We start from the raw sequence: 26,806 nt of genomic DNA on the forward strand, positions 1-26,806 counted from the left end.
GATCGTCTGCCACTCATCAGCGTATACCTAACTACTGATTACGCAACCTGGGAGGGAGCCATCGGGAGTGGGGTTGCAGAGGCGGTAGATTGCTGAAGTGGAATTTCTAGAACAAACTCTGTCCCTTGTCCGGGCGTTGACAGACACTTTAGTTGACCTCCGTGACGCTCCACCACCACTTGGTAGCTAATGGACAGCCCCAGCCCAGGCCCTTCTCCTACAGGTTTAGTCGTAAAAAAGGGGTCAAAGATTCGTTTTTGGACTGCTTCTGGAATGCCGCAACCATTATCTGCAATCCGGATAATTACTTGATTTTGGTTGTTCGCTGTTGTGCAAATCCGAATTGTCGGTAAAGGGGAATTGGCGATTGGGAATTGGCGATCGCTACTTTCTTCTCCATGATTCATCATCCATGAAGCCTGAACGTTTTCCCGTTCCAGAGCATCAATGGCGTTGCTCAGCAGATTCATAAAAACCTGATTTATCTGCCCTGCGTAGCATTCCACCTGGGGTAGGTTGCCGTATTCTTTGATAATCAGAATACCTGGTTTTCCTCCCTGTGGCTTCAATCGATGCTGCAAGATCAACAGGGTGCTGTCGATGCCTTCATGCAAATCCACCGGCTTTTTCTGGCTCTCATCATGGCGGGAGAAATTCCGCAAGCTCAGGACAATCTGGCGGATGCGTTCCGCCCCCATTTGCATAGAATCCAATAGCCTTGGGAAATCTTCGACTAGAAACTCCCAATCCATTGCCTCGGCTTCTGTTTGAATTTCCGCTGCTGGCTGAGGATAGTGCTGCTGGTAGAGGTTTAACAAATGCAGCAAATCTTGGGCATACTGCAAAGCCGGGGTCAAATTCCCATAAATGAAGGAGACGGGGTTATTAATTTCATGGGCGACACCCGCTACTAACTGCCCCAAACTGGACATTTTTTCGCTTTGGATCAACTGGGTTTGGGTTTTCCGCAGCCGATGCAGCGCTTGTTTAAGTTTGGTCGTTTTTTTCCTTAATTGTGCTTCTGATTTTTGTAATGCTTCCTCCGCTTGCTTCCGTTCGACCAGTTCGGCTTCCAGTTGCTCAAATAGCGTCGATTGCTGAATGGCGATCGCTAGTTGCACGCTAAGCTGTTTGAGCAATTCTACTTCCGATGCCTGCCATTGCCGGGTTTCGGTGCAGTTTTGGGCAACAAGCAGCCCCCATAATTGAGGGTTGGAAGAGGACTGAGGACTGAGGACTGAGGACTGAGGAGTGGATGGGGGAGGAGGGCTGGTTGAGGTATGAGGGTTGAGGAAGAGTCCTTTCACCTCCGTCTTGTTTTGGACAATCGGGACGACCAGATTGGCTTTTACCTGAAACTTCACTAGCCAATCAATCTGGCACTGGCTGAGATTCCCCGTGTCGATATTCTCAATCGCTTGAACCTCGCCTTGTTGGTAAAGAGGCAGGTGATTTTCCCCAAAACATCTGCTGTGGATCTGAGTTCCTAAACTCTTAGTCCAACCCGTGCCGACCGATTCTACAACCCCAACTCCACGCCCATCTGAATCGAAGCGGTAGATCGTTACCCGGTCGGTGTTGAGAAATTGCCGGACTTGCGATACAGCCGTTTTCAGGACTTCTTCCAGGTTCAGAGACTGGCGGATGCGCTGATTCATGTTTCTGAGCAGCCGTTCTCCAGTCGCTTGCTTCCACAAGGCTGTTTCTACCTGTTTGCGACCTGTAATATCCATCACCGTCCCAGTAACCCGTGCCGGTGTATTGGTTGGGTCGCAAAACAGGGTACCCGTAACGGCAACCCACCGAACTGCACCATCCGGGCAAAGGAGACGATGTTCGAGGCTAAAGAGACGACCTGCCAAGTTTTCTGTTCTGGATGCCTGTACAATCTGCGCGATCGCTTCCGTCACGCGATCGCAGTCCTCCAGATGAATACACTTTAAATAAGCTTCATAAGTGCTACCAAAGGAACCAGGTGGGAAACCTAATAAAGATTCCGCATTTGCCGACCAGGTTAGCTGACCCGTCTGCCTCTCCCACTCCCAAACTCCCATACTGGCAGCATTCAGAGCAAGCCCCAGCCTGGTTTCGCTTTGTTGTAACGCCGCTTGTGACTGTTGTTCAGCGAGCTGGCGCTCGGTAATATCTGTATGAAAAACCAGAAACTGAGTCAGTTCACCAGTGGCGTCCCAGACAGGAGCAACAATTAGCTCATTCCAAAAAGGCGTGCCATCTTTGCGATAATTCTTTAACACTACCTGGCACTCTTGCCCTAACTGCAAGGCTTGGTGAATTTGCTCAATCGCATCCTGGTCAGTATCGATTCCTTGCAAAAAAAAGCAGTTGCGTCCGATGACTTCTGCTGAAGCATAGCCCGTTATCTTCTCAAAAGCCGGATTGCAATAGGCTATAGAAGGATTGGGGGTACGAGCATCCACAATCACAAGACCTACAGGCATGGTTGCGAGGATGCGATCGCATAACCCTCCCGCTTCCCCGTGCCGCTCGATAGTGTGAAACTTCTTGCCTACCTTGCCTTGCTGGCTTGCCATTGCAGTTGCAGCTCTCAGAAGTAATTAGTAGCGAATATTAAGCCTCGGTTTCTTACCGTACACGAATCTTAACTTCTCTCTAATATACCTAATGACGTATTTCTCCGGTGTGATGCAATATACAAACTTCAGTGCTATTTAGTCTGAGTTTCTACCTGAGGTGGTCGGAACAGATTAATCTCTACGCGCCAGATAATCTTTAAAAAACATTGGTCTAATTTCTAACGACGACCGTGGCGCTGTTCTAAAATCTTCTGTTTTACAATCTTCTCTTAAGTCCCGATCCAGATGACAGCGATTCCAGCCACCGCTTTATCACTGACTGAATCTACACTTTAAGCGGCATCCACATTGCCCCCAGTCAGTACCGGGTTACGTCAGTACTGGGTTAGTTAGGTGATTTATTATGCCCGATCTCATCCCGCATCCGGCGATTGTCGCCGACATTGAATGCCGACATTGCATGCAGGTTCTAGGTGGACACTAGTGCCTGAAAATACGGTAATTTCCTACGGTAAATCTTTGTTCGCAGTCTCTTGAGCTTCTGTATCGGGTTGCTCGGTCATAGGACTGCGCCTGATTCAGATTGCCTTCTCGGCGAAAGACCCAACTGATAAATTTATCTAAATTCTCAAACTCAAATAAGAATCTCAAATAAGAATAAAGGGGTGCGCTCATTTAAGCAAATAACGACTCGCTATTCGCAATTTAAAATTGTCCGCACCCCGCAAAAATTACGGTGATTAAATTTCAGCATAGCGATTTACTGGTAAGTAAACCTATGACTTTGGAGCGAATTAAAAACAAATAGATATATCACCTAGGAGCGAAGCAGACCGTTAGAGGGAATACATAGGCTTAAAGTCAAGACTTAGACTCTAGCGCTGAGTTGTTAGGGAAAGCAAAAGGAGGGGAAAATGACGCATCACGGCAATCATGACGATGAGATCATCACGGGAACCGCAGACGAACACTACAACCTGATCAGCGTGCTATACCATGCCCTAGAGGGTGCCAGTACCTACGAAATTTATATTCAGGATGCTGAGGAAGCTGGAGATGAAGAACTCGTAGAGTTCTTCCAGCAACTAGAAGAAGAAGAATCTCAACGCGCCGAACGGGCGAAAGAATTGCTTGCCAAGCGGATTGCTCCGCAGGAGGCAGTTGCTAGATAGCGATCGCAAAAGCTAGCTCAGACTTATTTCCCCCTTTAAATTCTTGAGAGAATTCGTGGTTGAAGCCGCCACGAATTCCCTAGTTTGCACGAGTAAAAAACGTGCAAATTAAAATATCGTGCAATTACGGCGCGAACTTCATGGAGTAAGGAGCGTACTTTTTTTAGAAAGATTCAACGCTTTGGCAAGTCATTAAGAGAGCGAAGCGTGAAAGTTGGAAAGATTTAAGAGGTCAATAGTGAAATACGAGCAGTTCATTAAACAGGTTCAAAGCGTTGCCCAACTGAGCCACCGTCAGGAAGCAGAACGTGCCACTCGTGCCACGCTGGAAACACTGAAAGAACGCATCGTTGGAGACGAGGCAAAAGACCTAGCTTCACAACTGCCAGCAGAACTACAAGAGTGTCTGCGTGGGCGAGAGGGCGAAAACGGTCAATTTTTCTCGCTGCAAGAGTTTTACCAGCGCGTCAGCGAAAAAGAGGGAACCGATCCCAGCGATGCTGCAACTCATGTTCGAGCGGTGTTCGCAGTGCTGCAAAAAGCCGTAACGCCTGGTGAGTTTGCAGATGTCCGCGCTAATTTTTCAGAAGATGACGCAGAGCTATTTCTTACCGGAACCTCATTGAGTGAAGTTCCCAGTTCGTAAGAATTTTAAAGGTAAAACTCCAAAGGAGTTTTACTTTTTCTCGCGATCGCTCAAAAATTTTTTTCTTGCAAAATTTTCATAAAAAAGGAGATTCCATGACACAGCAAAATAATAACGGCAGCAAGAAGCGAGTTGCCATCCTAATCGAAAATGGGGTTGAAGATTCTGAATTTCAAGTCCCTTATAAAGCCTTGCAGATGGCGGGAATGGAGGTCGTTGTCCTCGGTTCTCGGATGAACGAGAATTATGTCGGTAAACAAGGCAAATTGTCCCAGAAACCGGATGGCACCACGACAGAAGCCGTGGCTCTCGATTTCGATGCAGTCATTATCCCCGGCGGCATCGCTCCGGATATGATGCGGACGAACCCCAACACCGTCAACTTTGTAAAAGACGCATTCGAGCATGGGAAATTGGTGGCTGCCGTTTGCCACGGACCACAAGTTTTGATTGAAGCTGATTTGCTTAGAGGTAAGCAAGCAACGGGCTTCTTCTCTATCCGCACAGACATTATCAATGCCGGTGCCCATTATGTGGATGAGCCGGTCGTGGTTGACGGCAACCTGATCACCTCGCGTCAACCGGGTGATTTGGCAATTTTTACCACCGCAATTCTCAGCCGTCTCGGTTACGGTGGCAAAGAAGCTGCATTACCCCATGAAAGCGATATCACCGCTGAATGGTGGAAACTGGCTGATTCTTGGGGCGGTTCCACCAAGGGCGATATTGCCAAAGGTTTGAATACGGCGCTGGCTGGCGAACGTTATTCGCAAGAAGCGTTTGGGCAGTATGCCGAGAAAAGCACCGATGCAGAATTGACCTCGATGCTGCAAGACATGATCAAAAATAAGCAGCATCACATTCAAATGCTGGAAGAACGGCTGAATGCTCTGGGAGAAAGCCCCTCGATTCCGGCACAAGCTGCTGACAAATATGCCAAGTTCAAAGCTTCTCTGCAAGGCAGTGACGACACCGATCTTTTGCGTCGCAGCATGGGCGACTTGCAAACCGGCGTTGTCGATATTAACAACTTGCGGATGAAATTTACCGATCCGATTACTACCGCCATTCTCACCGAGATTGAAGTGGATTTGTCGAAGTACGAACAGTGTTTGGCGGCACTTTATAAATCTCGGATGGCAGGTCAAGAAGTGAAGCCTGCGAAGCCGACGACTGGTGTTTCCGTCAAGATGTAAGTTTTGAGTGCCAAGTAAGGTGGGCATTGCTCACCTTATTTAATTGCTAATCGGTTCAACACTCAAAACGTTTCTCAAGGAGATGTCCGGAATGAGCATGAGTAGAAAACTGGAAGGCAAAGTTGCCATTATCACGGGTGCGGGGACTGGAATCGGCGAAGCGATCGCGCACAAATTCGCCAAAGAAGGTGCCAAAGTCGTTGTTAATGGACTCCCTAGCGATCCGCTGGATGAAGTCGCACAAGCAATTCAGCACTATGGTGCAGAAGCGATCGCTTACGCGGGGGATATCTCGGAAGAATCCCACGCCAAAGCTTGTGTTCAAGCCGCTATTGACTATTACGGGCGTCTGGACATTTTGGTGAATAATGCGGGTGTCTTTTTAGTAACGGCGGAGACTCAAGACTACCCCATTGATGTTTTTGACCAGACGATCCGGATGAACATCCGTTCCGCCTTCCTGATGACCAAGTACGCTCTACCGCACCTCCAAAAAACACGCGGAAACATTGTCTCTGCCGGGTCTGAGGCTGGTTTTAACGGACTGGCGCGAAACACCCTCTACGGTGGTACCAAAGGCTGGATGCATTCCTTTATGAAAGGTGTGGCGGTTGAGCAAGCTCAATACGGTGTTCGCGCTAACTGTGTCTGTCCTGGTGCCATTGATACCGCTTGGACACACAAAGAAACCGGGCCGATGGATGCTCAGATGGAGAAAATGCTGATTAATGCAACTCCAATGGCTCGACGCGGCACGCCAGAGGAAATGGCAAACGTCTATGCCTTTATTGCTTCGGATGAAGCGAGTTACGTCACGGGGGCATTGTGGCTGGCAGATGGTGGCATCACAGTGGCGAAAGGAGCCATCGGCGAGCAGACGCCAGAATCGTTGCGTGCTGAACCGCAAGGAGAACTGCGTCTAGATCATGCCAGAGAAGGGCTAGAACACAAACAAGTCCAAACGATTAGTTAAGCGCCTAAGAAATTAATATTACTCAGCAAATCATCAATTACCGTTTGAGGAAAACAGAACATGACATCCAAAGATATCGTCCCCAGCGGTCAGAATGAACCCAGCAATGTCGGCGATAAGGAGCGTTGGGGATCGTTACTAGGCGGCGGCGCACTTGTACTGATGGGTTTAAAGCAACGATCTCTTCGGGGAGCGTTAATGGCGATCGCGGGTGGTGGTCTAATTTATCACGGTGCGACCGCAGAAAAAGGTATCCAAGACACCATACAGGAAAAAGCAGGGATGAACCAAAGTATCAAAGTTGAAAAGACCGTCACGATCAATAAACCAGCAGATGAACTTTATCGCTTTTGGCATAATTTTGAAAACTTGCCTAATTTCATGAAGCATCTGAAATCGGTAACGGTCGTCAACGAGCGGCGATCGCACTGGGTTGCCAATGCGCCAATGGGTGCAAGTGTGGAATGGGATGCAGATATTATCAACGAGAAAGAAAACGAGTTAATCGCTTGGGCTTCGACGGAAGGAGCAGACGTTGAGAATGCAGGGTTTGTGCGCTTTTCACCTGCGCCTGCGAATCGGGGTACGGAAGTAAAAGTCGTCATTGAATATAACCCGCCGGGTGGTGCTGTCGGTGCTGCGATCGCTAAACTTTTTGGCGAAGAACCAGAACAACAAGTTGGCGATGATTTGCGCCGTTTCAAAATGATTATGGAAGCGGGTGAAATTGCGACAACCGAAGGTCAACCTTCTGGAAGAAGTTAAGAATTTTATTTCGTGGGATTCTTAGTTAACAAGAGAGAAAACTGAATAATAGGTTCTTCTCACAACAAAAATAAACAACGGAGATTGAAATGAATCAAGGAATTAATCGTTTGCAAAAAATTTGTTTGCGTTTGGCTAGTGTCGTTCTAGCAGCGATCGCATTTTTAGTAATTCCGACTTTTAGCTACAGCACATCGTTCCAAGCACAAGCTCAAACCCTGATTGCTGACAATTTAGATTTTAATAAGACCAGCAACGCTCAGATCAAAAAAGCGATTGACATGGCTGAAGACCATGTTGGCGACAGAGATGGAATCGGCAATACTGGCTTGAAGAACATCAAAAAGCTGGGAGAAAATATTCCCGAAACTGCCGATGTGATTGTCCGCCAAAGATTTGATAACGATCAACCTGGTGACGTGGGCGACCCAAGTATTGTTCAAGACAAAAATGAGCAGGGAGTCGCCAAGACTAAGAATCGGGCACCTAGATAATTCGGCTTTTCGCTCAATTCGGGTTGAGAAGTTAAGCGACTGACTGCATTACCTGAGACAGGGATGTGAGAAACCCCGTCCTGCGGATACACAAGGGCGGGGTAATTAATAAAAGGATAAACAACATCAATGAAAGCAGTATGTTGGTACGGTGCCACCGATGTGCGGGTCGAAACCGTACCCGATCCCAAAATTCTCAATCCGCGCGACGCCATTCTCAAAATTACTTCGACGGCAATTTGTGGCTCCGATTTGCATATTTATGACGGCTACATTCCGACGATGCAACCGGGTGACATTATTGGTCACGAATTCATGGGAGAAATCGTCGAAGTTGGTACCAAAGTAACCAATTTAAAACCAGGCGATCGCGTTGTCGTTCCTTCCACTATCGGATGCGGTCACTGTCACTATTGCAACCATGATATGTGGTCGCTGTGCGACAACTCCAACCCGAACGCTTGGATGGAAGAAAAGCTCTTCGGTAACGTCACTTCGGCAATTTACGGTTACTCTCACTTATTCGGCGGCTATGCAGGCGCGCAAGCCGAATATATCCGCGTTCCCTTCGCGGATGTGGGTGTCGTCAAGGTTCCCGCAGAAATTCCCGACGAGAAATTATTGTTTATCTCCGATGCCATTCCCACCGGATTTATGGGCGCGGAGTTATGCGATATTCAGCCAGGAGATACTGTCGCCGTCTGGGGTTGCGGCGCTGTCGGACAGTTCGCCATGATTAGCGCCTATATGCTAGGTGCCGAGAGAGTGATCGGTATCGACCGTTTTCCCGAACGTCTCCAAATGGCGAGGGAACACGCAAAAGCGGAAACGATTAACTACGAAGAAGTTGATGCTGGCGAAGCGCTGAAAGAAATGACTGGCGGACGGGGTCCAGACTGCTGCATTGACGCGGTGGGATTAGAAGCGCACGGCATGGGGGTTGAAGGAGTTTACGACAAAGCGAAGCAAGCAGTCCGGCTGGAAACAGACCGTCCCCACGTCCTGCGGCAAATGATGGTCGCTTGTCGTAAAGGCGGCACGCTCTCAATCATGGGTGTTTACGGTGGCTTTGTGGATAAACTGCCCTTTGGTGCTGCTTTCAACAAAGGCTTGACCTTCAGGATGGGGCAAATGCACGGGCAAAAGTATATGCAGATGTTGCTGGATAAAGTTTTGAAGGGAGAACTCGATCCATCCTTCGTTGTCACCCATCAGTTACCCCTAGCAGAAGCCAAGAATGGCTACGAAATGTTTAAGCACAAAGAAGATAAGTGTATCAAAGTTGTGCTGAAACCTTGAAGCCAGTAATTGGGAAGAAAGATTAACCGATTACGAATCATCAAATAATAAACTGGAGTGTTTTCATGAATCAAGTAATTTCTTTTCTACAAAGTATTCGTCTGCGCCAGATTGCTACTGCGTTTCTGGTAAGTGCTGCATTTTTGGTGATGCAAGCTTTCGGTTACGGGACTCCTCTACAAGCCCTTGCGAATAACACCACATTGACACCAGAAACCAACGCTTACCAAGTGCCAGGGTCTAATGGTTCAATCAATGCTAGGACTGAAACGCTAAAAGACCAGACTGAAGATACAGGCAGTAGTTTATTGGATAAAATTGGAGATGCTGCTGAAAATGTCAAGGAAAAGCTGAATCTTGACGAGCCGACGCCTCCAAGTACCAAAAAGTTTTTCAATCAGATTCAAGATAAAGCTGATGATGTAGTTGGTAAGACAGTTCAAGGGACGCAGGAAGGTTTCAACGACGCGGCGAATAACCTGAGCAGCCCATCTTACTCAAAATAATCTGTAATCCAGCGTGCAAACTGTCCCCCCTTAACGAGGGGGGATAGTGGAGCAACGGATAATATTTGCTTGACATTTCGCTCCTCCTAACCTCCTTAACCAGGAGAACTCGCAAAGAGAAAGATTTACCTAGGGTGTATGTGTAGTTATTAGTCATTAGTAAATTGTTCTTAGTAATTGATAATGACTAATAATGAATCGGAAATAACCCATAAATAATGACGAATGACTTAAGGAGAAAAATTTAATGAAAGCTGTTTGTTGGCATGGAAACAACGATGTGCGGGTAGATAATGTACCCGATCCAAAAATTCTTAACCCGCGCGATGCCATCGTCAAAATTACGTCAACAGCGATTTGCGGCTCCGATTTGCATATTTACGATGGTTTCATCCCGACAATGCAAGCGGGCGATATCCTCGGTCATGAATTTATGGGGGAAGTGGTTGAACTTGGCAGCGCCGTCAAGAATGTGAAAATAGGCGATCGCGTCGTTGTCCCTTTCACTATCGCCTGCGGTAACTGCCTATTCTGCAACCGCGATTTGTGGTCGCTGTGCGATAACTCCAACCCGAACGGCTGGATGGCTGAACAGATGTACGGTCATTCGCCATCAGGACTTTTCGGCTACTCCCACTTGTTCGGCGGCTATGCTGGAGGTCAAGCGGAGTATGCGCGGGTGCCTTTTGCCGATGTCGGTTTGTTCAAAATTCCCGATGGATTGACAGACGATCAGGTACTGTTCCTAACGGATATTTTCCCGACCGGCTACATGGCAGCGGAAAATTGCAACATTAAACCGGGTGATATTGTAGCTGTCTGGGGCTGCGGGCCAGTCGGACAGTTCGCAATCAAAAGTGCCTTCATGCTAGGTGCCCATCGCGTTATCGCTATCGACCGCATTCCCGAACGCTTACAAATGGCTAAAGAACAATGCGGGGCAGAAATTCTCAACTATGAAGAACTCGATGTCGGCGAAGCACTCAAAGAGATGACTGGCGGACGCGGGCCAGACTCTTGTCTAGATGCCGTCGGCATGGAAGCACACGGTACCGGGCCGGATGCTTTCTACGATAAAGTCAAGCAAGCCGTGCGAATGGAAACCGATCGCCCCACCGCCCTGCGGCAAGTCATTGTCGCTTGTAGCAAGGGCGGTCATGTATCGCTAGCGGGTGTTTACGGCGGATTCCTCGACAAGATTCCAATGGGCGCAGCTTTCAATAAAGGCTTGACGTTCAAGATGGGACAAACGCACGTCCATAGATACTTGAAACCGTTGTTGGAACATATCCAAAATGGCGATATCGATCCCTCTTTCGTCATCACACACCGCTTGCCTTTAGAAGAGGCGAAACACGGTTACGAAATTTTCAAAAATAAAAAAGACAACTGCATCAAAGTTGTACTAAAACCATAAGGTCAAACTATGGAACTTGACCGCTCTGATCGGGGTGAAAACACCGTCAAGATTAATAATTTGCTTGCAGAAGTTTATCACTTGGTTGAAAAACTTGAACAAGAGGCAGAAGAAAATCGCCAGCGTTTCCAACAAGAGTTAGAAGCTGGCGAGATTCTTACTGCTGAAAGTCAATCTTTTGGACAGAAATAGGTGTTTTGTTAGTTCTGTGGTCGAGATGTCAATGGGTTGCGTCTCGTCAGTGAATTGAAACCATGAATGCCATCTAATATAAGAGGGGGTATCAGCAGTCTGCTAGGACGTCACGGCTGGACGTTGGCGTTGCAGGAGTGTTGACGAAGCATTCAGTCAGTAGTGCTGACACCGTGAAGTATCTGGAGAGAAACGTGGGAAAACTGGGTTGGCGATCGCTTCCAATTCTTTTAAGCCTTGTGGTGACAATTCCCTTTGCATCATCCGGTCGGGCGCTATCCGCACAAGAACCCACACAGAAACTTGCTGAGAAACCTGCTGAGAAAACGATTGGCAACATTGAATCAGTTGCCTCCTTTAATGGGCCAATGCTTACTGGCGTCACTGTGTCTCAGGACGGTCGAATTTTTGTGAACTTCCCTCGCTGGGGAGACAATGTAGAATTTACCGTTGCTGAGTTAAAAAACGGGACGGCGGTGGCTTATCCCAATGCCGAAATTAACCGCCCAAATCCTAGCAACCAAGCTGAATCGTTGATTTCGGTTCAAAGTGTCGTCGTCGATCCGCAAAACCGCCTGTGGATTTTAGATACTGGGAGTCCGCAATTTGCCCCCACTTCCTACGGGGGGCCAAAATTAATTGGGATTGACCTAAAGCAAAATCGGATTATCAAAACAATTCTATTTCCCCAGGATGTAGCGCTGCCAACGACTTACTTAAACGATGTCAGATTTGACTTGCGGCGCGGCAAAGCTGGAATGGCATTCATCACCGATTCTTCTAGTTCTGGGCCAAATGCAATTATTGTTGTAGACCTGGCTTCTGGCAAAAGCTGGCGACGGCTGAACAATCACCCCTCCACCAAAGCCGAACCAAATTTTTTGCCCAGCGTCGAAGGACAACCGTTGATGATGCGATCGCCTAATCAACCACCCAGCTATATCAAAGTAGGTGCAGACGGGATTGCGATTAGTGCTGATGGCGATCGCTTATTTTACTGCCCTCTGGCAGGTCGCCGTTTATACAGTGTCAGCGTTGATGCTTTAGCAAACGAGCAATTAACAGAGTCGCAAGTAGCAGCAACCGTGGTGGATCTCGGCGATAAAAGTGGTGCTTCAGATGGACTGGAATCAGATGCTGAAAACCGCGTTTACCTGACGAACTACGAACACAATTCCATTCTTCGCCGCCTACCGGATGGAATGTATGAAACGCTCGTTCACGATCCTCGCGTTTTGTGGCCCGATACGCTTTCTGTAGCATCAGACGGCTATCTCTATTTCACTGCCAATCAACTGCATCGCCAACCAAATTTTCATGGCGGCAGAGATTTAAGAGAAAAGCCCTACAGTCTATTCCGAGTCCGCATTGATGGGAATCCGATCTTGCTCCGCTAAGAGCATTTAAACAACATATCTGAACAAGGAAGCAGCAAATATGACAGATACAACTGTGATGAAAGTAGATTCTACCAATTCCCCCAAAGGGGAAATGGGTCAAAAGTATCTCGCATCAGGCAAAACCATCTCGATGCGCCTTTGGGAAAACGAGCAACCCAACGAACCAAAGGAACCAACTGCGCGAGAATATGAGACGGTTGGTTATGTCATCAACGGTCGCGCTGAATTGCACCTGGAAGGTCAAAGTATTTTGTTAGAACCCGGTAATTCTTGGACTGTACCAAAAGGTGCATCCCACACCTATAAAATTCTGGAGCCTTTCACGGCAGTTGAGGCAACTTCTCCACCCGCCCAAGTTCACGGGCGCGACGAAGCTTAATCCGACATGAATTAAGCAAAAATACTTAAATACTGCTAATAAAAAAACCGTCTTTTTGATGAAGACGGTTTTTTTATTAACACAAACTTTTAAGAATGAACTTGATACAAAATAATTGGTAATTCCTCATTAAATAGGCACATAAATCAAGAAGAAATTTACCAAAATAAACTTAAAACTGTCCTTCTACAGGAAGAGGCAAGACCTTGATTTAAATAGTTTCCTATAGGAGTAGAGAGCATAAATTTTGCAATTGAAATTTCGATATTTAGCAATTTGCTAAATATCAATTTGCACCATTTTTCTGTTGTTCTGATAGTAAAAAGAATTCGGAGTTTTTGAATGTTTTACCATAAAAAGCAACTTCAGTATTTCACTCCGCCACAAAACCCCGATCCGGTCTACGCCATGAAGATTCAGGAACTGATCGGCGGCACTTTTGGCGAGATGACCGTGATGATGCAGTACCTATTTCAGGGATGGAACTGTCGAGGGCCTGCTAAGTACCGCGATATGCTACTGGACATTGGTACCGAAGAAATCGGTCACGTTGAGATGCTTGCCACGATGATCGCCCATCTGCTGGACAAAGCGCCTCTAAAAGTCCAAGAGGAAGGTGCCGCAGATCGGCTAGTCGGCGCGGTTATGGGCGGTTCTAACGTGCGGAATGAGATTATGGCAGCAGCGATGAACCCGCAGCACGCCATTGTCTCCGGCTTGGGTGCGACGCCCTCTGACAGCGTTGGCTACCCTTGGAACGGTCGCTTTATCGTCGCCAGCGGTAATTTGTTAGCAGATTTCCGCTCTAATCTCCACGCCGAGTCGCAAGGTCGCTTGCAGGCAGTGCGAATGTATGAAATGTCAGACGACCCAGGCGTGAAAGATACCTTGAGTTTCATGATCGCCCGCGACACCATGCACCAAAACCAGTGGTTGGCAGCGATTGAGGATATCGTAGACTCCGGACTGGACGACACTCCGGTTCCGAGTTCCTTCCCACTGGAATTGGAGAAGCGGGAGTATGCCTATCAGTTCTGGAATCACTCTGACGGTACTGAAAGTGCTGAAGGACGTTGGGCGAAAGGCAAATCAATGGACGGCAAAGGCGAGTTTGAGTATGTAGAGAATCCACAACCGTTAGGACCAGAACCGACACCTCCGCCTGCTGAACCAAAGTTGCACGGTACCCCAGGTTTTGAAAAGGCACGACACACCTAATAAATAACTGTTGAGAATTAGTTCGCCTGCGTGTTGGCTAATTCTCAACCAAAACCTAATCGATGCTATTGCAGCAAGGTATCAACACACCTGTATTTTTGCAGGTGTGTAACGCGATCGCTCTCTACGCCACCCTACTTGATGGAGAGCGATCGCTTCCTACTTTTTTTCGCTCAAGCGATCGCTCTTTACACCACCATGTCTAATAGCGATACCCAGTATTTGACAGGCTTACCCTCTGTTCTGGCGAAGTCGTCTGGGGTTTCACTCTTTCACTTTCCTGGTGCCGGATTAACTTTTCCAGTTTCAGGTCGCCATATTTAGCATAAATCTGTGCGATCTCTTCAGTCATCTGGTCGCACTCGGTTTGTAGCCGCTGATTTTGATGGCGTAGCTGTTGAATTGCTTCCTTATGTTCTTGACAAGCTATTAGGTAAGTTTGGCGAGAGTTCGCCAGTTCATCCTGTAGCCGTTGATTTTCCTGTTTTAGCTGCTCTAATTCCTTGGATTCAACCAAGATTTTCAAATGAACTTCTTTGGGAGCGCTTTGTTGAGTGCAAATACTTTGATTCTTTTCAAGCTCTAGCCGAAAATTTGCTAGTTCGTCCTGTAACCGCTGATTTTCCTGTCTCAGCTGCTCCAATTCTGGGGATTCAATCGAGGTTGTTAAATGAACTTCTTTAGGAGCGCCTTGTTGAGTGCAAATACTTTGATTCTTCTCAAGCTCTAGGCGAGAGTTTGCTAGTTCATCCTGTAACCGCTGAATTTCCTGTTTCATCTGGTGTACTTCCTGAGATTCACCAGGCAAATTTAAATGGACTTCTTGTATATAACTTTGCTGGCTGGAAGGACTATCATTTTTCGCAGTTTGTAGCAATTGCAACCCAATTTCTCTGAGTCGCACCAACGTTAAATCTTTGCTAAGCCCGATGTAACAGTGATATAGTTCGCCATTTACTTTCTTGTAGGCGTACCAAAAATCTCCATCGGTTTTAGTTTCTTTGCTAGCGATGAAATCAGATGTACGTTGATCGACTGGCTCAAATTTAAATGACTTAGAACTTGGTAAATTTAGCCATTGGAACCATTGCTCAGAATCAAGATGAATGTCTTCGAGTCGTTCACCCCGTCGTGGATCTTCTACCCAAAATTCTAATGTTGCCCTCTCGGTGAATGACCAAACCTTTGGTGTTTTAGCCGCCATGATTAAGTTACACAGATAAATTATTCGCAAAAGTAACAAGTTTCAGCATTTTCCCTGGTATCCCATGTAACTTTTCTTTTATTAGAGGTTAAAATTTTACGGTATCGCTGTTGCGATAAACGTATTGTTACTGAACCTCTTCAATGCACCCTACTTGTTTTCTAAGTAAATATACAAGGAATTTTCACTGACGAAGATTTTTTAATATTAAGTTTATACAATCTTTAAAATAGTCAAGAGTAATCTTGACACAATCTTCATAATTAGGAGCAGGCTGTAAGTTACTAAGGGCAAGCTGCTGTGTCTAGACTTGCTGGTATGCAAGCCCAAAAAAGAATCCCTCTTTTGGGGGAGAGAGGTGAAACGGCTGACTAACAAATTCCCTATGGGTTGGGTTGAGGTGCGTGTAACCCAAATGCAGCAAACGCTCGCTTTGTTTTTTCTCTCACACAGAACCAACCTACGGCTGCTAGGTTGTCCCATAAGCGCTTGATACGAGTACAAGCGTGGATGAAAGCGGGATTTTCTAAAAGAATTCCGTGGAATTCTTATTCGGAAAAGTTGCACATCGCGTTAGTTTAATTAAAAAAATGTAGCTGAATCTCTAGATTGGATGTTTTGGCATTTTCTGTAAAATTTAAAATTACCAAATATCAGCGTTTTTTGCCTCGAAGGGGACTCTCTATCCCTAAAAATTAATTCAACTACTTAAATAATTTAAATTTCAGCCTAAAGATAGGTGAAGAAAAACCTTATGAGCTGCAACTGTGAAAAGAGTTCTGAAAAATCGACCACAACTCGATCCCAGCTCCTTCTCTAGAGTGAGACTCGATGGTAATGCTCCCCCCATGAAAGAGGAAGATAAAACTAAAAGTGAACTCATCGCTGAATTAGTAGCACTCCGCCAACGAGTTGCGGAGTTAGAGAAACGAGAAAATCAATATCAGCACTCAGAGAAGGCTTTGCGCTTAAACGAAGAGCGCTTCCTGATGTTGCTGGAAAACATGAAAGACTATGCAATTTTTTTCCTGGATCTGGAAGGACGTGTTATCAAGTGGGGAGCAGGAGCAGAAAGCATCTTAGGCTATCAGGAAGCAGAGATTTTGGGCAAATCTGGCTCCATAATTTTTACACCTGAAGATCGCGATCGCGGCGAGGACAAGAAAGAACTGGGAAAGGCATTGACGGAAGGTCGGGCTGAAAACGAACGCTGGCACGTCCGTAAGGATGGCAGCCGTTTCTGGGGCAGTGGTATTGTCACGTCTTTACGCGATGAGAGCGGACAGGTGCAAGGGTTGGCTAAAATCATGCGCGACTTCACGGATCGCAAGCAAGCTGAAGAGGAACGTACTCGGTTACTTGCCCGCGCACAGGAGGCACGCACCCAGGCTGAATCAGCCAACCGGATGAAAGACGAGTTCCTGGCGACTCTTTCTCACGAACTGCGATCGCCCCTCAATGCGATGCTGGGGTGGACGAGTCTTCTCCGTACCCGAAAATTTGACGCGGCGACGACCGCTCGTGCTATCGAAACGATTGAGCGAAATGCCAAGGCGCAAGCACGTTTGATTGAGGATCTGCTGGATGTTTCGCGGATTATTCGAGGTCAACTCCGCCTCACAGTTCGCTCAATGGAACTGATTCCAGTCATTGAGTCAGCCATCAATACGGTACGTCCAGCAGCAGATGCAAAGAACATTCAAGTTCATCTGTTGGTGGATACTTTTGTGGGTTTAATTTCAGGAGATCCAGACCGCTTGCAGCAAATAATCTGGAATCTGCTCACCAACGCGATTAAGTTCACGCCTGAAGGCGGACGAGTTGAAGTTTACCTTCAAGGCGCTCGCTCCCACGCCGAGATTTCAGTTAGGGATACGGGTGAGGGCATCAGTCCTGACTTTCTGCCTTACGTGTTTGACCGCTTTCGCCAAGCTGATAACTCTATCACCAGGTCTTATACAGGATTAGGGCTGGGATTGGCAATTGTCCGCCACTTGGTGGAACTGCACGGAGGAACCGTTCGTGCTGAGAGTCTTGGTACGGGGCAAGGGTCAACATTTATCGTGAAGTTGCCGCTAATTACCAGTGCTGAGGTGAAAAAGAGGGCTGAGGAAGCGGAATCTTTATGCAGTTCTCAATCTTCAGCACTCAATCCTCAAGAAAGTCCTCGTCCCACCGTTTGGGAAAGTCCTCTTGATGGCTTGCAGATCCTTGTTGTTGATGATGAAGCTGATGCCCGTGAGTTGCTGAAGAGCATTCTAGAACAGTATGGAGCAGAAGCGATCGCTGCCGCCTCAGCCGAGGAAGCGATCGCAACTATCCAACAGTCAAAGCCAGATTTACTCATCAGTGACATTGGAATGCCAAATGAGGACGGCTACAGTCTAATTCGCCGGGTAAGGGCGCTAGAGGCGGAAAAAGGACAAATTCCATCTGTGGCGTTGACGGCTTATGTCAGAGTAGACGACCAAAAAGCAGTTCTTTCGGCAGGTTTTCAATCTCATGTCGCTAAACCCATTGACCCTACTGAGTTAATTGCGGTCGTTGCCTCCCTTGTCGGACGGACTGGAAATGTCTAATTTCATCGCTAGCAGCAAAAGTTTTAAATACCCAAAATACCAAAAACGAGCGTAAGTGTAGCGAATCCTCTTAGCTTTTAGTTTCCTCTCCAGTGGTATGAGATAGACGCAAAGACGGTATATCATCACGAGTGCGACTTCGGATATAAGCAAGGAGAGGGACGTAAATTTATCCTAAATTTTGCTTTCTTTAAAATGGTTCAGCAATTAGGAGAAACTTTTAAATGAAAGAGAATAGGATTACTCGAAAGCATCTGGTTTATAGTCTGCTAACGGGTCTGCTGATCGGCGCGATCGCTGGTACGCCGATCGGCTGGTTTACTCACCGAGCCTATGCTGAGCAACGTTTGGCTAAGAATTTAATTTGCCGAGAGCAACATCGAAATGAGCCTGTAGCGGTTGTGGAATCTATCTGCGGCTCAAGATTCTAAAGTTTTTTAATAATTGTCTTCGTGGGTGCGATCGCGCCCTTTTTTATTGCATCGGTAAGGAAGCGATCTCCGTACAGGTAATTTTGGCAGATTTGGATTTTTGGGAAGGATGCGATCGCCTACAATAATCAGTTAACAGATTTATAGCGGTTCTCGGTTATGTGAGGTACATTCTCAAAACTGGAAAGCTTGATAATAGTGAATTTTTGCGTACCTCACTCCTGTAAAAAACGCTATACCTAAAGTTAATTATTATTAACCCCCCTTTTTAAGGAGGGCAGGGGGGATCAAATCTATATGGCTAGCGAGCAAAACCTCAATAAAACAGATTTTCATCTACCCTACAATCCACAACTTGTACCACGAGCAAAAGAACTCCGCCAAAACATGACGCAAGCCGAGAAAAAACTTTGGTACGGCTACTTGAAAACTTTTAAGTTTCGGGTTTTGAGGCAGAGACCAATTGGTAACTTTATTGTTGATTTTTACTGTGCTGAGTTGAAGTTAGTTATAGAAGTTGATGGAAATAGTCATTTTACAGAGGAAGGGCAAAATTATGACATGGAAAGAACACAAGTATTAGAAGGCTATGGGCTGAAAGTGATGAGATTTAATAATAGTGAAGTGCTGAGTAATTTGGAAGGTGTCTGTGGGCAGATAGAGGGGTTGATCCCCCCAACCCCCTTAATAAGGAGGGCTTAAGAGTCTAAGGAGTTGAGAGATCGAGCAATATTTTAGTAATCATACTTATTAATGTTGACTTATAAGCAAGCGCCAAGGGAATCTCTCAAAATAGCGATTGCATCTGGGATTAGCCTATTTGAAGAGAATGCAATTGCTTGAAACAGCTAACCTATACCAGATTCTCTAGATTGTAGTTTTCAAGTTCTATTCATTGCCAATTGCCCGAAGTAATGAACGAAAGTGAAAGTCTCAATCAATGTGTAATATAGCAATTCGTGTCTAAGTTGTAAAATTCTCTTTTTTCTTTCTGGCTTGCCCTGGGACGTCTGGAGTGGTTCGTTTTTGAACGAATCAAATAGGATTGCTATAATTAAACTATTACAGCTATATTGTTTTTTGGAGAATATTTAATGCAAGGTAGTAATAAAAATCACCCCCTAAGCGAAACTTATTTGAGGCAAGAACGTGAAAGAACCAATGTAAGCATTGAGATTGACGGGTATCCTAAAGATTCATGGGAAGCTCTAAAGTCTGTAGTTCTTCAAAGCTCTCCTTCTAACAATACAATATTTGAAGTTTTAGATAATAATAAGCAAGTAATAAAAGAATTTCCAAGCGCTCAAGCAGCCAGAGAATGGTTAAGTCAAAATAGATACATCAAAATAGATACATTTTAAAGTAGTGTATTAAGGTAGGAGGATGTTTGAAAAGTGCTTTTTTAGCGTTATCAGGTTAAATATCCTCTAAATCCCCTTTTTAGGGGGTATTTTAAATGTTTTACCCCTTTTTAAGGGGACTAGGATAGATATTTTTTCAAACATACTCTAACAATGGATACTTGCGAGAAATTATTTTCAAGTATTGGGGTAATTTTTAGTTAAAGATTTAACATTTTTTACTAAGCTAAAACATCATAATTTACTGGCTTAACCAAGTTACCTAAGCAGTTTTTTATCGCCTCTTCCTCAAGCTTACCTTTTGCTCTAATTAATTGTTGCCAAGATGTCTACGATACTAACAAAGTGCGATCGCATTCTCCCCTTCACCACTGCAATGCGATCGCCTAATCTTCTTCTGAGTGCGATCGCTACGTTATCAACGAGTTAGGCAAATCGTCCAAACTCTTGTTAACTTTCGCCTTCTGGTTAAAACTAGCCCAGTATCGAAGAGCAACTGACCGCTTCAGTCTCCGATGTTTGGGTTCCAAGCTTCCGTACCAATCAGCAGCAAATCTTCCAGCGTCAGAGTACGATTCTCAGTTGGGTGTTCGGGTTTAAGAACGTCTAAGAGTATCCACAAAATATCAGGTGCTGGTTTATTCAGGTTTCCATTCTCGATTCTCGAAATGGCTGCAATGCTCACCCCAAGAACCTTAGGCAATGGCTCTCCCAACCCTTCATAGAAGCGAGCCTCATACTCCTTCGTCTGTTCGCTCAACTTGTGGACACTCAAGCCTTTCGCTTCCCGACAGGCTCGTAAGAAGTTGCCCATCTGCCGCAGCCCTTCATCCGTAAACCTTCGTCTCAACGACTCTCTCTTCCTTCTTACAGGTAAAACCGCTAGTAATCGTCTTTACTGCCTAAAACTAAGCTATCATTCCCTACTTTGCGACTATTCGTTTCAAGTTAGTAACTTGAATCATTTTATGTTACAATGTATAAAGAGGGTTCAATTTTTAACCTTCCAGTAATCCCCCAACAAAGTCATATTTCCAGCTCATAGCTGCCGGAAATAAAGCTGGATGAGTGCTGTTTGTGCTAGCGACAAGGCTCGCACGCCTGTACCCATCTACCCAATCAAATATCTATGAACAAATCCAAAGCAACAGAAGCACTGCGAGTAGCACCGGGAATTGCTGCCATCAAAGCAGCACTGAACCAAAGGGGCGATCGCACCTGCTTTCCTCCATAAATAGCCCATCTGGACTGTCTGGGTTACAGATAAAACACCAATACTAGCTGGCATTTCAGCGCACTCCCATTCACAGATGGGGACTGCACTCGCAAAAGAACGATAGCGATCGCCACACCCTTATCGCCATCCTTCAAAGCACATTCATCAAAAAACCCTAGGTATCATCGGGAAAATTTTATGACCTACTTTAACCAGCTTCACCCTTGGTGCCTAATGCGTCGCGTACCCAAGTTGCAATCCTCGGTTGTTGCTCGTTTTCGCCGCCGCTGTGACGCAGAAGCCCATCAGCGAGTCCTCCAACGCTTGGGTTCAACCGAAAGCTACAACATCGTTTTCGACGTGGCAGCAAAAGCTGCCGAAGTTACGACCTAAATAAAATCACCTCAAAAAACTCTCATCATCACTTCAGTTGATGTATAGAGTTTTATTTTGCTAACAGGATAGAACGCCAGCGTTCTATCCTGTTTTTTCATTAGAGGATTAGCCAACCATCACCGAAGCAGAGTCGCGGCGGACAATTCACTTGATAATTCACTTGATAGAGTTCACGCAACACTCCTAGATACACTGGACGTTAATTTCGACAGGGCTGGATGCTTGAACCCGACAGCCTGCTCAACAACATCAGCAGCTCGCTTCACGCCGCCTGATTGACGGATATCCTGTTGGAGCCGAAATGCATTATTTGAGTAAGAATCCTCCGTAAGCACTCGTTGAATCGCGCCTCGCAACCTAGAAATGCTCAGACCGTCTGAAGGAACCACCTCACCCGTACCCGTCCATTGGATTCGCGCTCCAGTCCCCGGTTGTTCATAGGTGATGGGGATAGCAACTAAAGGAACCCCGTGGCTGAGCGAATCGAGTACTGTGTTCAGTCCCCCGTGCGTGATGGTTAACCTTGCTTTAGAAATCAATTCCATCTGAGGGGCATACTCTACAACCAGCGGCGAACCGGGCATCCTTTCAACCGCTTCTACATTCATCCCACCTCCATAAGAGAGAACCAGTTGAACATCCAGTCCAACGCAGGCTTCTGCAATGCAGGAGAAAATTTCCTGCTTGGTACTCTGCACAGTCCCCAGCGAAGCGTAAATTAGGGGCTGTCCGGTCAACCGTTCATAGGGAAAGGGAATTGTTCGCGGTGACGCATTACGGAATGGCCCAGTGTAATAGAAGTTTTCTGGCAGGTTGGCGCAGGGAAAATCAAAAGCAGCAGGCTGTTGGCTGATTTGGGCAAGTCGAGAACAGGAGAGACTGAAGCCTTGTTTCAGGGGCAACTTCCACGCTGCGCGATATTCATTGAGAGCTTTCTGAATCGGCTCGCTATTGCGATCTAATAGGTAATAAGCAGCTAGATTGCGAAGACGCGCCCACCAGGTATTCTGGTAGCTCCAACCCATAAAAAAGGGGGGAACATCTGCCTGTCGGCGGATAGCTTGGGCGCAGCACACAGTAATAAAAGGGATATTGAGGGATTCAGCTACAACTTCACCCGCTGGTTCAAGCTGATCCACCAGCAGTGCTTCAATCCCCGCCGCTTGAATGGCATCGGGGGCATCTTGGCAAAACATTTCACTCACCTGCTGGCACAAGGTGACTGAATAACGGAGTGACTCTAGACGGCTCAATTGAGCGAGTTGCGCGAAGGACTCCGCAAGAAATCCGGGTCGATAAATCCCCTGCCCAATCGGATAAAAGTTTAGCCCTTCTGAGCGTACAGATGCCTCTAGATCCGGTATTTGCAGGAAAGTGACGCGATGACCGCGTTGTTGCAATTCTCGTCCCAACGCTGCCAAGGGGTTCAAATGACCTGAAAAAGGCGGGCAAATTACACCAAAGTGAGTCATGGGTCGGCTTAGATAGAGTTTTAATAATGAAGCGGTCTATTTAAAGCTCCTGCAAGCACGCCACGCATAAGGCTCAGACCCTATCCTCATAAAGCGGAGGTAATCTTACTTATTAGCAAGCAATCCTGCCTTTTTTTAGGAAACCCACGGTATGAACGCACTTCTTTTAAGCCTTGTAAGCAAAGACAACTTCCTGGTATCTCTACTGAGGGTTTTGGTTTTAGGTCAGCGTTATCCAGTCAGGGAAAAATACAAAAAGTAATCAACATAAGTAAGCCTCAAGAGCAACCAGTCGGTTAACTGATGATGCTACTTAGGAGATTAAAATCATAAGACTGGGAGCTTCTAAACCAAAATCAATAACAGGAGCGCAGAACCGGATAAAATAGACCTATTGGCTTCGGGTATTAAAAAAATCAGAGAAATAATCCCTTGTTAGCCTGTTAGTAACTAAAGTACCTGCTACTAATTCACTTCTACTTCTAGCTAAAGAATGGTAGTCCTGTTAAGTTAAATTGTAACTTTAAACACTAAAATTATTTGTAAACAAAAATTTACTCAAACTTGTGTAATGTCGGCTTAAGAGGAAGGAATCTGCTCAATATGAATGGCGGCTTGCAAAGTTAACTTACCTGCCACTACATCAATCTGCTGAAATTGCCGTGACATCCCTTTTTTGTCAAAGTCACGCAGGCTTAAAACTTCGCTCACTTGTGCGACCAAAACATCTGTTAGTTGTGGTGGGAGTTCCTTCCCCTCTAAATAATTCACATCTTGGAGGACAATTTCTTGCCCATTAGCCCCGATACGAGGTGTAGCTGTGAAGGCAAGTTGCTGAACTTGTCCAGTTTTATCCAGAATTAGCTCGGACTTCAAAGCTATATTGCCGTCTGATAGTAGAGAAAAGTTTACTTTTTGGATATGAATTGATAGTTTTTTATTCTCAATAAAAATTTTGCTTTGGTGCAGATGTTTCTGAAAAGATTCAGAATTGAAGGCATGGGTAAGATTCTCTTCACTGATAACAACGCGAAGTGTTCCTTCAGAAGGCTGGGTTAATTTGATTTTGCCGATTAGGGCAAGACGAGGCTTGACACTAATCCGATTAATTTCTATTTGTAATTCTTCCGATGGCAAAAACTTTTGTATAACTAGACCATTGATATTAATAGCGATAAAATCAACTTCCCCACGGGCAAGTTTGCTTAGATCCGTCTTGATATGAACTTTTAATTCTTCTACTATTCCCAGTTGGCTTGCCAGCGCCATTTCTGCTAGCTTGTTAAGCGTTTGTTCTCCCAATCCAGCTTTATCTTGGGTCACGCTACTTCTCCTACTGCCCTATCACTGCTCAATCTAGGCAATTTGCTTAAAAGAGTGTATCTACCTGATGGCAGAAGCAATGCTAGGACTACAGTTTTAGATAGCGAATAAGCCGATAAAGTGGTGATTATTGGGTTATTGAGACTTTTTAGAAATTCAATTTAATCGTAGATTGCGGGAGCAGTAGAATTTTAGGAATCAGGTCTATTTGTAACCTTCCTGCCGCTGTCAAAAATTGTGACAGCAGCAGTGGAAAGCCCACGAACTGCCGCAAGCCGGGGCTTTCCACTGCTGACAAAATCATCCTGGGAATGTACTGTATCAACAACACGCGATCGCGATTGTGCTAATTGTGCTAAGAAACCTCCGCTTTTTTGAGTGTAAAAATATACACTCAGGCGGTTCAGCCTCCAGACAGACGAGAGACAGCGTTTGTCGCTTTAAAGTAGCGGAGGTAATTGATAGCTTTGCGAGGCATCGTGCGTTCGATGAAGGTGTTGCCGAAGGTACCGCGCCCATTTTTCCTGCTAGCTTTAGTTCTCGTTGTCATCAGCGTTTTGGCTTTTCAAATTGAGCTAGCGATTCCCGCAACACCTAGCCGCTACAACACCTTGACACCCTTCACGAAGCCTGCACCGCAGGAGATCGGTTCCTATGATGTGTTGGGATACGCGATCGCCAAAGACGAAGCAGAAAGCCTGTTGCAAACGGAGGAAGGGCGCAAGCAACTTTCACCGGAGAATGGGGCAGTTGCGGTTACAGAAGACTTAATTAAGCTGGGACGTAAAGCTTTTTACTCAGAAACTTTTAAAGATCAGGTGTTTCAGACCGATGTTGTCGGGGCGCTGAATGGCCCAATCAACCTGGTGACGATGACGAAAGCGATCGCGCGACTAGGAGGAAAACATACCACCAACCTCCAGATTCCCATCGATAAAGATGTCACCATCGGCAGGAGAACTTTTACCGCCGGAACCTTGCTGAACACCGGAATGGACGTGCCTGCTGGTTCAATTCTGCCCTTGGGAATGCGTACCAGCATTGAGAAGGGTAAGGTTCGAGTCGGCATCACCTGCGCCTTGTGTCATGCAGCAATCGATAGCAGAAGTGGGCGCGTTATCGAAGGTGCGCCGAACAACGATGTCGATCCCGGCTTAGTCTTGGCAATGGCTACCAACTCCGCCGCCATGTTTCGCCAGACGGGTGTGAATCCCACTAAACTTCCCTTAGGCGATCGCACTTACATCAACGCTGATGGGGAAATCGCCCGTCTCCCAGATGCCAAAGCCGTAGAAGATGCCGTCGATGCCGATTTGCTCAGTTGGCCTCCGGGGAACTTTGATTCTACCGGCAACATGGTCAACAATCCCTCCCAAAATCCTTCCTCCTATACCCACAAAGCTTGGCCCTACGGCTGGAGTGGAAACGCTGCCATTGGCTGGTTTCACGGACTGACTACCCTCAACAGCAACGTTCACGGCACCAATTCCGACGCCACAACCGGGGCTGATTCCAGCCAAGCGTTACTAAATATTGACAAAGAGACCTATTTGGGAATTCTTTTTCAAAATTCAGCCACTCAAGCTTTCCGGTTGCCAGAAGGTGCAAAACCATCAGAATTCTTTGAAAAAATCGATCCCACACCAGGGGAACCGGGAATGAACCAGGTAATTAAGATGCCTGGATACCCGAAAGGTTCGCCTTTTATTTTGGATGGGTTGATGGCAAACTCGCCCGGATTCCCGGTCGGCGAACAACTTAACGGAATGTCAGCTTTTCAGAATAGCTTGGCACCGCCACCCGTTCAAACTGCTAGCACAGACACCCTGAAGCGGGGTGCAGCAATCTTCTCAAAAGCTGGTTGCGTTGAGTGTCATAGCGGACGCTACTTCACCAACCATGAAGTAATCGCAGCCGATGAGATTGGAACTCAGCCCTCACGGGGTCCGGCGCAGGCACCCTTTGCCCGCATCTTGATAGCACCCCAAACCTATCCCAGTAACGTCCCAGTGCCCTTGCCGCCCGATCCGCCGGTGCTATCAGTACCGACCGATATTACGCCACAGCGATCGCTAGAATTAGCCTTTGCCATCAGCAACCCAGCCGGTGGTTACAAGGTACCTAGCTTAATTGGACTTGCCGTAACTGCACCTTATCTCCATGATGGCGGTGTGGCAGCTAGTTCCGAAGCACTGAAGCGAGATAAAGACGGCTTTAGGGTTGCCGATCCCAATCAACTAGGCATGGCAGGTACGTTGCTTAACAATATCCAGCCCGATCCCAGCGCAAGTTTGCGAGTGCTGCTGGATCGCAACCTGCGCGAAACAACGGTAGCCGCTAACCGAGCGAATTCTGACTTACAACAGTCGAATGTAGACGGCAGCGGACACGCTTATTGGGTAGACACCGAGGCAGGTTTCACTTCCCAAGATCAGACCGATATCATTCAATTCCTCCTCTCGTTGGATGATGACCCGGAAGTGCTGCCAGCGGTAGCCTCAAATTAGCGATCGCGTTTTTTCTTCGTCCCGATTCAGGGGCTGAAAGGAGCGAAACGAGAATCAAAGCAGAGAAAATCCCGCTTTAAAAAGGGGGACAAATACAACCAAAAT

The 26,806-nt window shown here is 46.5% G+C and carries 25 protein-coding genes; 20 read left to right on the top strand and 5 right to left on the bottom strand.

Annotation, left to right across the window (positions count from 1 at the left end):
- Positions 1–38 precede the first annotated feature (38 nt).
- On the bottom strand, positions 39–2,552 hold the full coding sequence (locus NC994_RS05830) for a PAS domain S-box protein (protein ID WP_190438602.1): 2,514 nt from the start codon (positions 2,550–2,552) through the stop codon (positions 39–41).
- A gap of 917 nt (positions 2,553–3,469) precedes the next feature.
- On the opposite strand from NC994_RS05830, the gene NC994_RS05835 reads away from it, so the two are divergent.
- The 14 genes from NC994_RS05835 (at position 3,470) to NC994_RS05900 (ending at position 14,418) form a co-directional block, all read left to right on the top strand.
- Positions 3,470–3,727, top strand: coding sequence for a hypothetical protein (locus NC994_RS05835; RefSeq protein WP_190438605.1), 258 nt, complete (start codon positions 3,470–3,472; stop codon positions 3,725–3,727).
- A gap of 238 nt (positions 3,728–3,965) precedes the next feature.
- Positions 3,966–4,373 carry a DUF2267 domain-containing protein gene (locus NC994_RS05840; RefSeq protein WP_190413065.1) on the top strand — a complete coding sequence of 136 codons (408 nt, stop codon included), beginning with the start codon at positions 3,966–3,968 and terminating at the stop codon, positions 4,371–4,373.
- A gap of 95 nt (positions 4,374–4,468) precedes the next feature.
- Positions 4,469–5,569 carry a DJ-1/PfpI/YhbO family deglycase/protease gene (locus NC994_RS05845; RefSeq protein ID WP_190413066.1) on the top strand — a complete coding sequence of 367 codons (1,101 nt, stop codon included), beginning with the start codon at positions 4,469–4,471 and terminating at the stop codon, positions 5,567–5,569.
- Positions 5,570–5,666: 97 nt separating this feature from the next.
- Positions 5,667–6,542 (top strand): SDR family oxidoreductase, encoded by an 876-nt coding sequence (locus tag NC994_RS05850; protein ID WP_190438608.1) that lies wholly within the window; start codon positions 5,667–5,669, stop codon positions 6,540–6,542.
- A 60-nt stretch (positions 6,543–6,602) separates the two neighbouring features.
- Positions 6,603–7,307, top strand: coding sequence for an SRPBCC family protein (locus tag NC994_RS05855; protein ID WP_190438610.1), 705 nt, complete (start codon positions 6,603–6,605; stop codon positions 7,305–7,307).
- 89 nt (positions 7,308–7,396) lie between these two features.
- Positions 7,397–7,801: a hypothetical protein gene (locus tag NC994_RS05860; protein WP_190438613.1), complete on the top strand. Its 405-nt coding sequence runs from the start codon at positions 7,397–7,399 to the stop codon at positions 7,799–7,801.
- 129 nt (positions 7,802–7,930) lie between these two features.
- On the top strand, positions 7,931–9,100 hold the full coding sequence (locus tag NC994_RS05865; protein ID WP_190438615.1) for a zinc-dependent alcohol dehydrogenase: 1,170 nt from the start codon (positions 7,931–7,933) through the stop codon (positions 9,098–9,100).
- A gap of 65 nt (positions 9,101–9,165) precedes the next feature.
- Positions 9,166–9,606 carry a hypothetical protein gene (locus tag NC994_RS05870; protein WP_190413071.1) on the top strand — a complete coding sequence of 147 codons (441 nt, stop codon included), beginning with the start codon at positions 9,166–9,168 and terminating at the stop codon, positions 9,604–9,606.
- A 247-nt stretch (positions 9,607–9,853) separates the two neighbouring features.
- Positions 9,854–11,023 (top strand): zinc-dependent alcohol dehydrogenase, encoded by a 1,170-nt coding sequence (locus tag NC994_RS05875; protein ID WP_190413072.1) that lies wholly within the window; start codon positions 9,854–9,856, stop codon positions 11,021–11,023.
- Positions 11,024–11,032: 9 nt separating this feature from the next.
- Positions 11,033–11,215, top strand: a complete 183-nt coding sequence (locus NC994_RS05880) for a hypothetical protein (RefSeq protein WP_190413073.1) — start codon at positions 11,033–11,035, stop codon at positions 11,213–11,215.
- A gap of 239 nt (positions 11,216–11,454) precedes the next feature.
- Positions 11,455–12,612 (top strand): L-dopachrome tautomerase-related protein, encoded by a 1,158-nt coding sequence (locus NC994_RS05885; protein WP_347276603.1) that lies wholly within the window; start codon positions 11,455–11,457, stop codon positions 12,610–12,612.
- A gap of 40 nt (positions 12,613–12,652) precedes the next feature.
- Positions 12,653–12,994, top strand: coding sequence for a cupin domain-containing protein (locus tag NC994_RS05890; protein ID WP_190413074.1), 342 nt, complete (start codon positions 12,653–12,655; stop codon positions 12,992–12,994).
- Positions 12,995–13,336: 342 nt separating this feature from the next.
- Positions 13,337–14,212 (top strand): manganese catalase family protein, encoded by an 876-nt coding sequence (locus tag NC994_RS05895; protein WP_190413075.1) that lies wholly within the window; start codon positions 13,337–13,339, stop codon positions 14,210–14,212.
- A gap of 62 nt (positions 14,213–14,274) precedes the next feature.
- Entirely contained in the window at positions 14,275–14,418 is a 144-nt protein-coding gene (locus tag NC994_RS05900) for a hypothetical protein (protein ID WP_190438618.1), read from the top strand.
- Here NC994_RS05900 and NC994_RS05905 read toward each other — a convergent pair.
- Positions 14,415–15,416 (bottom strand): hypothetical protein, encoded by a 1,002-nt coding sequence (locus NC994_RS05905; RefSeq protein ID WP_190438621.1) that lies wholly within the window; start codon positions 15,414–15,416, stop codon positions 14,415–14,417. The two genes, NC994_RS05900 and NC994_RS05905, sit on opposite strands and share 4 nt — an antisense overlap.
- Positions 15,417–16,183: 767 nt before the next feature.
- Here NC994_RS05905 and NC994_RS05910 point away from each other — a divergent pair.
- The 4 genes from NC994_RS05910 to NC994_RS05925 all read left to right on the top strand — a co-directional run bounded on the left by NC994_RS05910 (position 16,184) and on the right by NC994_RS05925 (position 19,787).
- Positions 16,184–17,995, top strand: coding sequence for an ATP-binding protein (locus tag NC994_RS05910; RefSeq protein ID WP_347276602.1), 1,812 nt, complete (start codon positions 16,184–16,186; stop codon positions 17,993–17,995).
- Positions 17,996–18,219: 224 nt separating this feature from the next.
- Entirely contained in the window at positions 18,220–18,426 is a 207-nt protein-coding gene (locus NC994_RS05915; RefSeq protein ID WP_190413078.1) for a hypothetical protein, read from the top strand.
- A 297-nt stretch (positions 18,427–18,723) separates the two neighbouring features.
- On the top strand, positions 18,724–19,128 hold the full coding sequence (locus NC994_RS05920) for an endonuclease domain-containing protein (protein WP_190438624.1): 405 nt from the start codon (positions 18,724–18,726) through the stop codon (positions 19,126–19,128).
- Positions 19,129–19,520: 392 nt separating this feature from the next.
- Positions 19,521–19,787, top strand: coding sequence for a hypothetical protein (locus tag NC994_RS05925; protein WP_190438627.1), 267 nt, complete (start codon positions 19,521–19,523; stop codon positions 19,785–19,787).
- A 505-nt stretch (positions 19,788–20,292) separates the two neighbouring features.
- On the opposite strand, the gene NC994_RS05930 is transcribed toward NC994_RS05925, so the two are convergent.
- On the bottom strand, positions 20,293–20,637 hold the full coding sequence (locus NC994_RS05930) for a helix-turn-helix transcriptional regulator (protein WP_190438630.1): 345 nt from the start codon (positions 20,635–20,637) through the stop codon (positions 20,293–20,295).
- A gap of 564 nt (positions 20,638–21,201) precedes the next feature.
- Between NC994_RS05930 and NC994_RS05935 the strand changes: the two genes are divergently transcribed.
- Complete coding sequence (locus tag NC994_RS05935; protein ID WP_190438634.1) at positions 21,202–21,396, top strand: hypothetical protein; 195 nt, start codon at positions 21,202–21,204, stop codon at positions 21,394–21,396.
- Positions 21,397–21,569: 173 nt separating this feature from the next.
- Here NC994_RS05935 and NC994_RS05940 read toward each other — a convergent pair whose 3' ends face one another.
- Both NC994_RS05940 and NC994_RS05945 read right to left on the bottom strand, forming a co-directional pair.
- A complete protein-coding gene (locus tag NC994_RS05940) occupies positions 21,570–22,871 on the bottom strand; it encodes a glycosyltransferase (protein ID WP_190438637.1) in 1,302 nt (433 codons plus the stop codon).
- A gap of 579 nt (positions 22,872–23,450) precedes the next feature.
- Positions 23,451–24,194: a DUF2993 domain-containing protein gene (locus NC994_RS05945; protein ID WP_190438640.1), complete on the bottom strand. Its 744-nt coding sequence runs from the start codon at positions 24,192–24,194 to the stop codon at positions 23,451–23,453.
- Positions 24,195–24,682: 488 nt separating this feature from the next.
- On the opposite strand from NC994_RS05945, the gene NC994_RS05950 reads away from it, so the two are divergent.
- The gene (locus NC994_RS05950) at positions 24,683–26,701 is read left to right on the top strand and encodes a hypothetical protein (RefSeq protein ID WP_190438729.1); all 2,019 of its coding nucleotides are present in this window, start codon (positions 24,683–24,685) and stop codon (positions 26,699–26,701) included.
- The last annotated feature ends 105 nt before the right edge of the window (positions 26,702–26,806 follow it).

The sequence above is a fragment of the Trichocoleus sp. AS-A1 genome, assembly GCF_039962015.1.
Taxonomy (GTDB): domain Bacteria; phylum Cyanobacteriota; class Cyanobacteriia; order Cyanobacteriales; family FACHB-T130; genus FACHB-T130.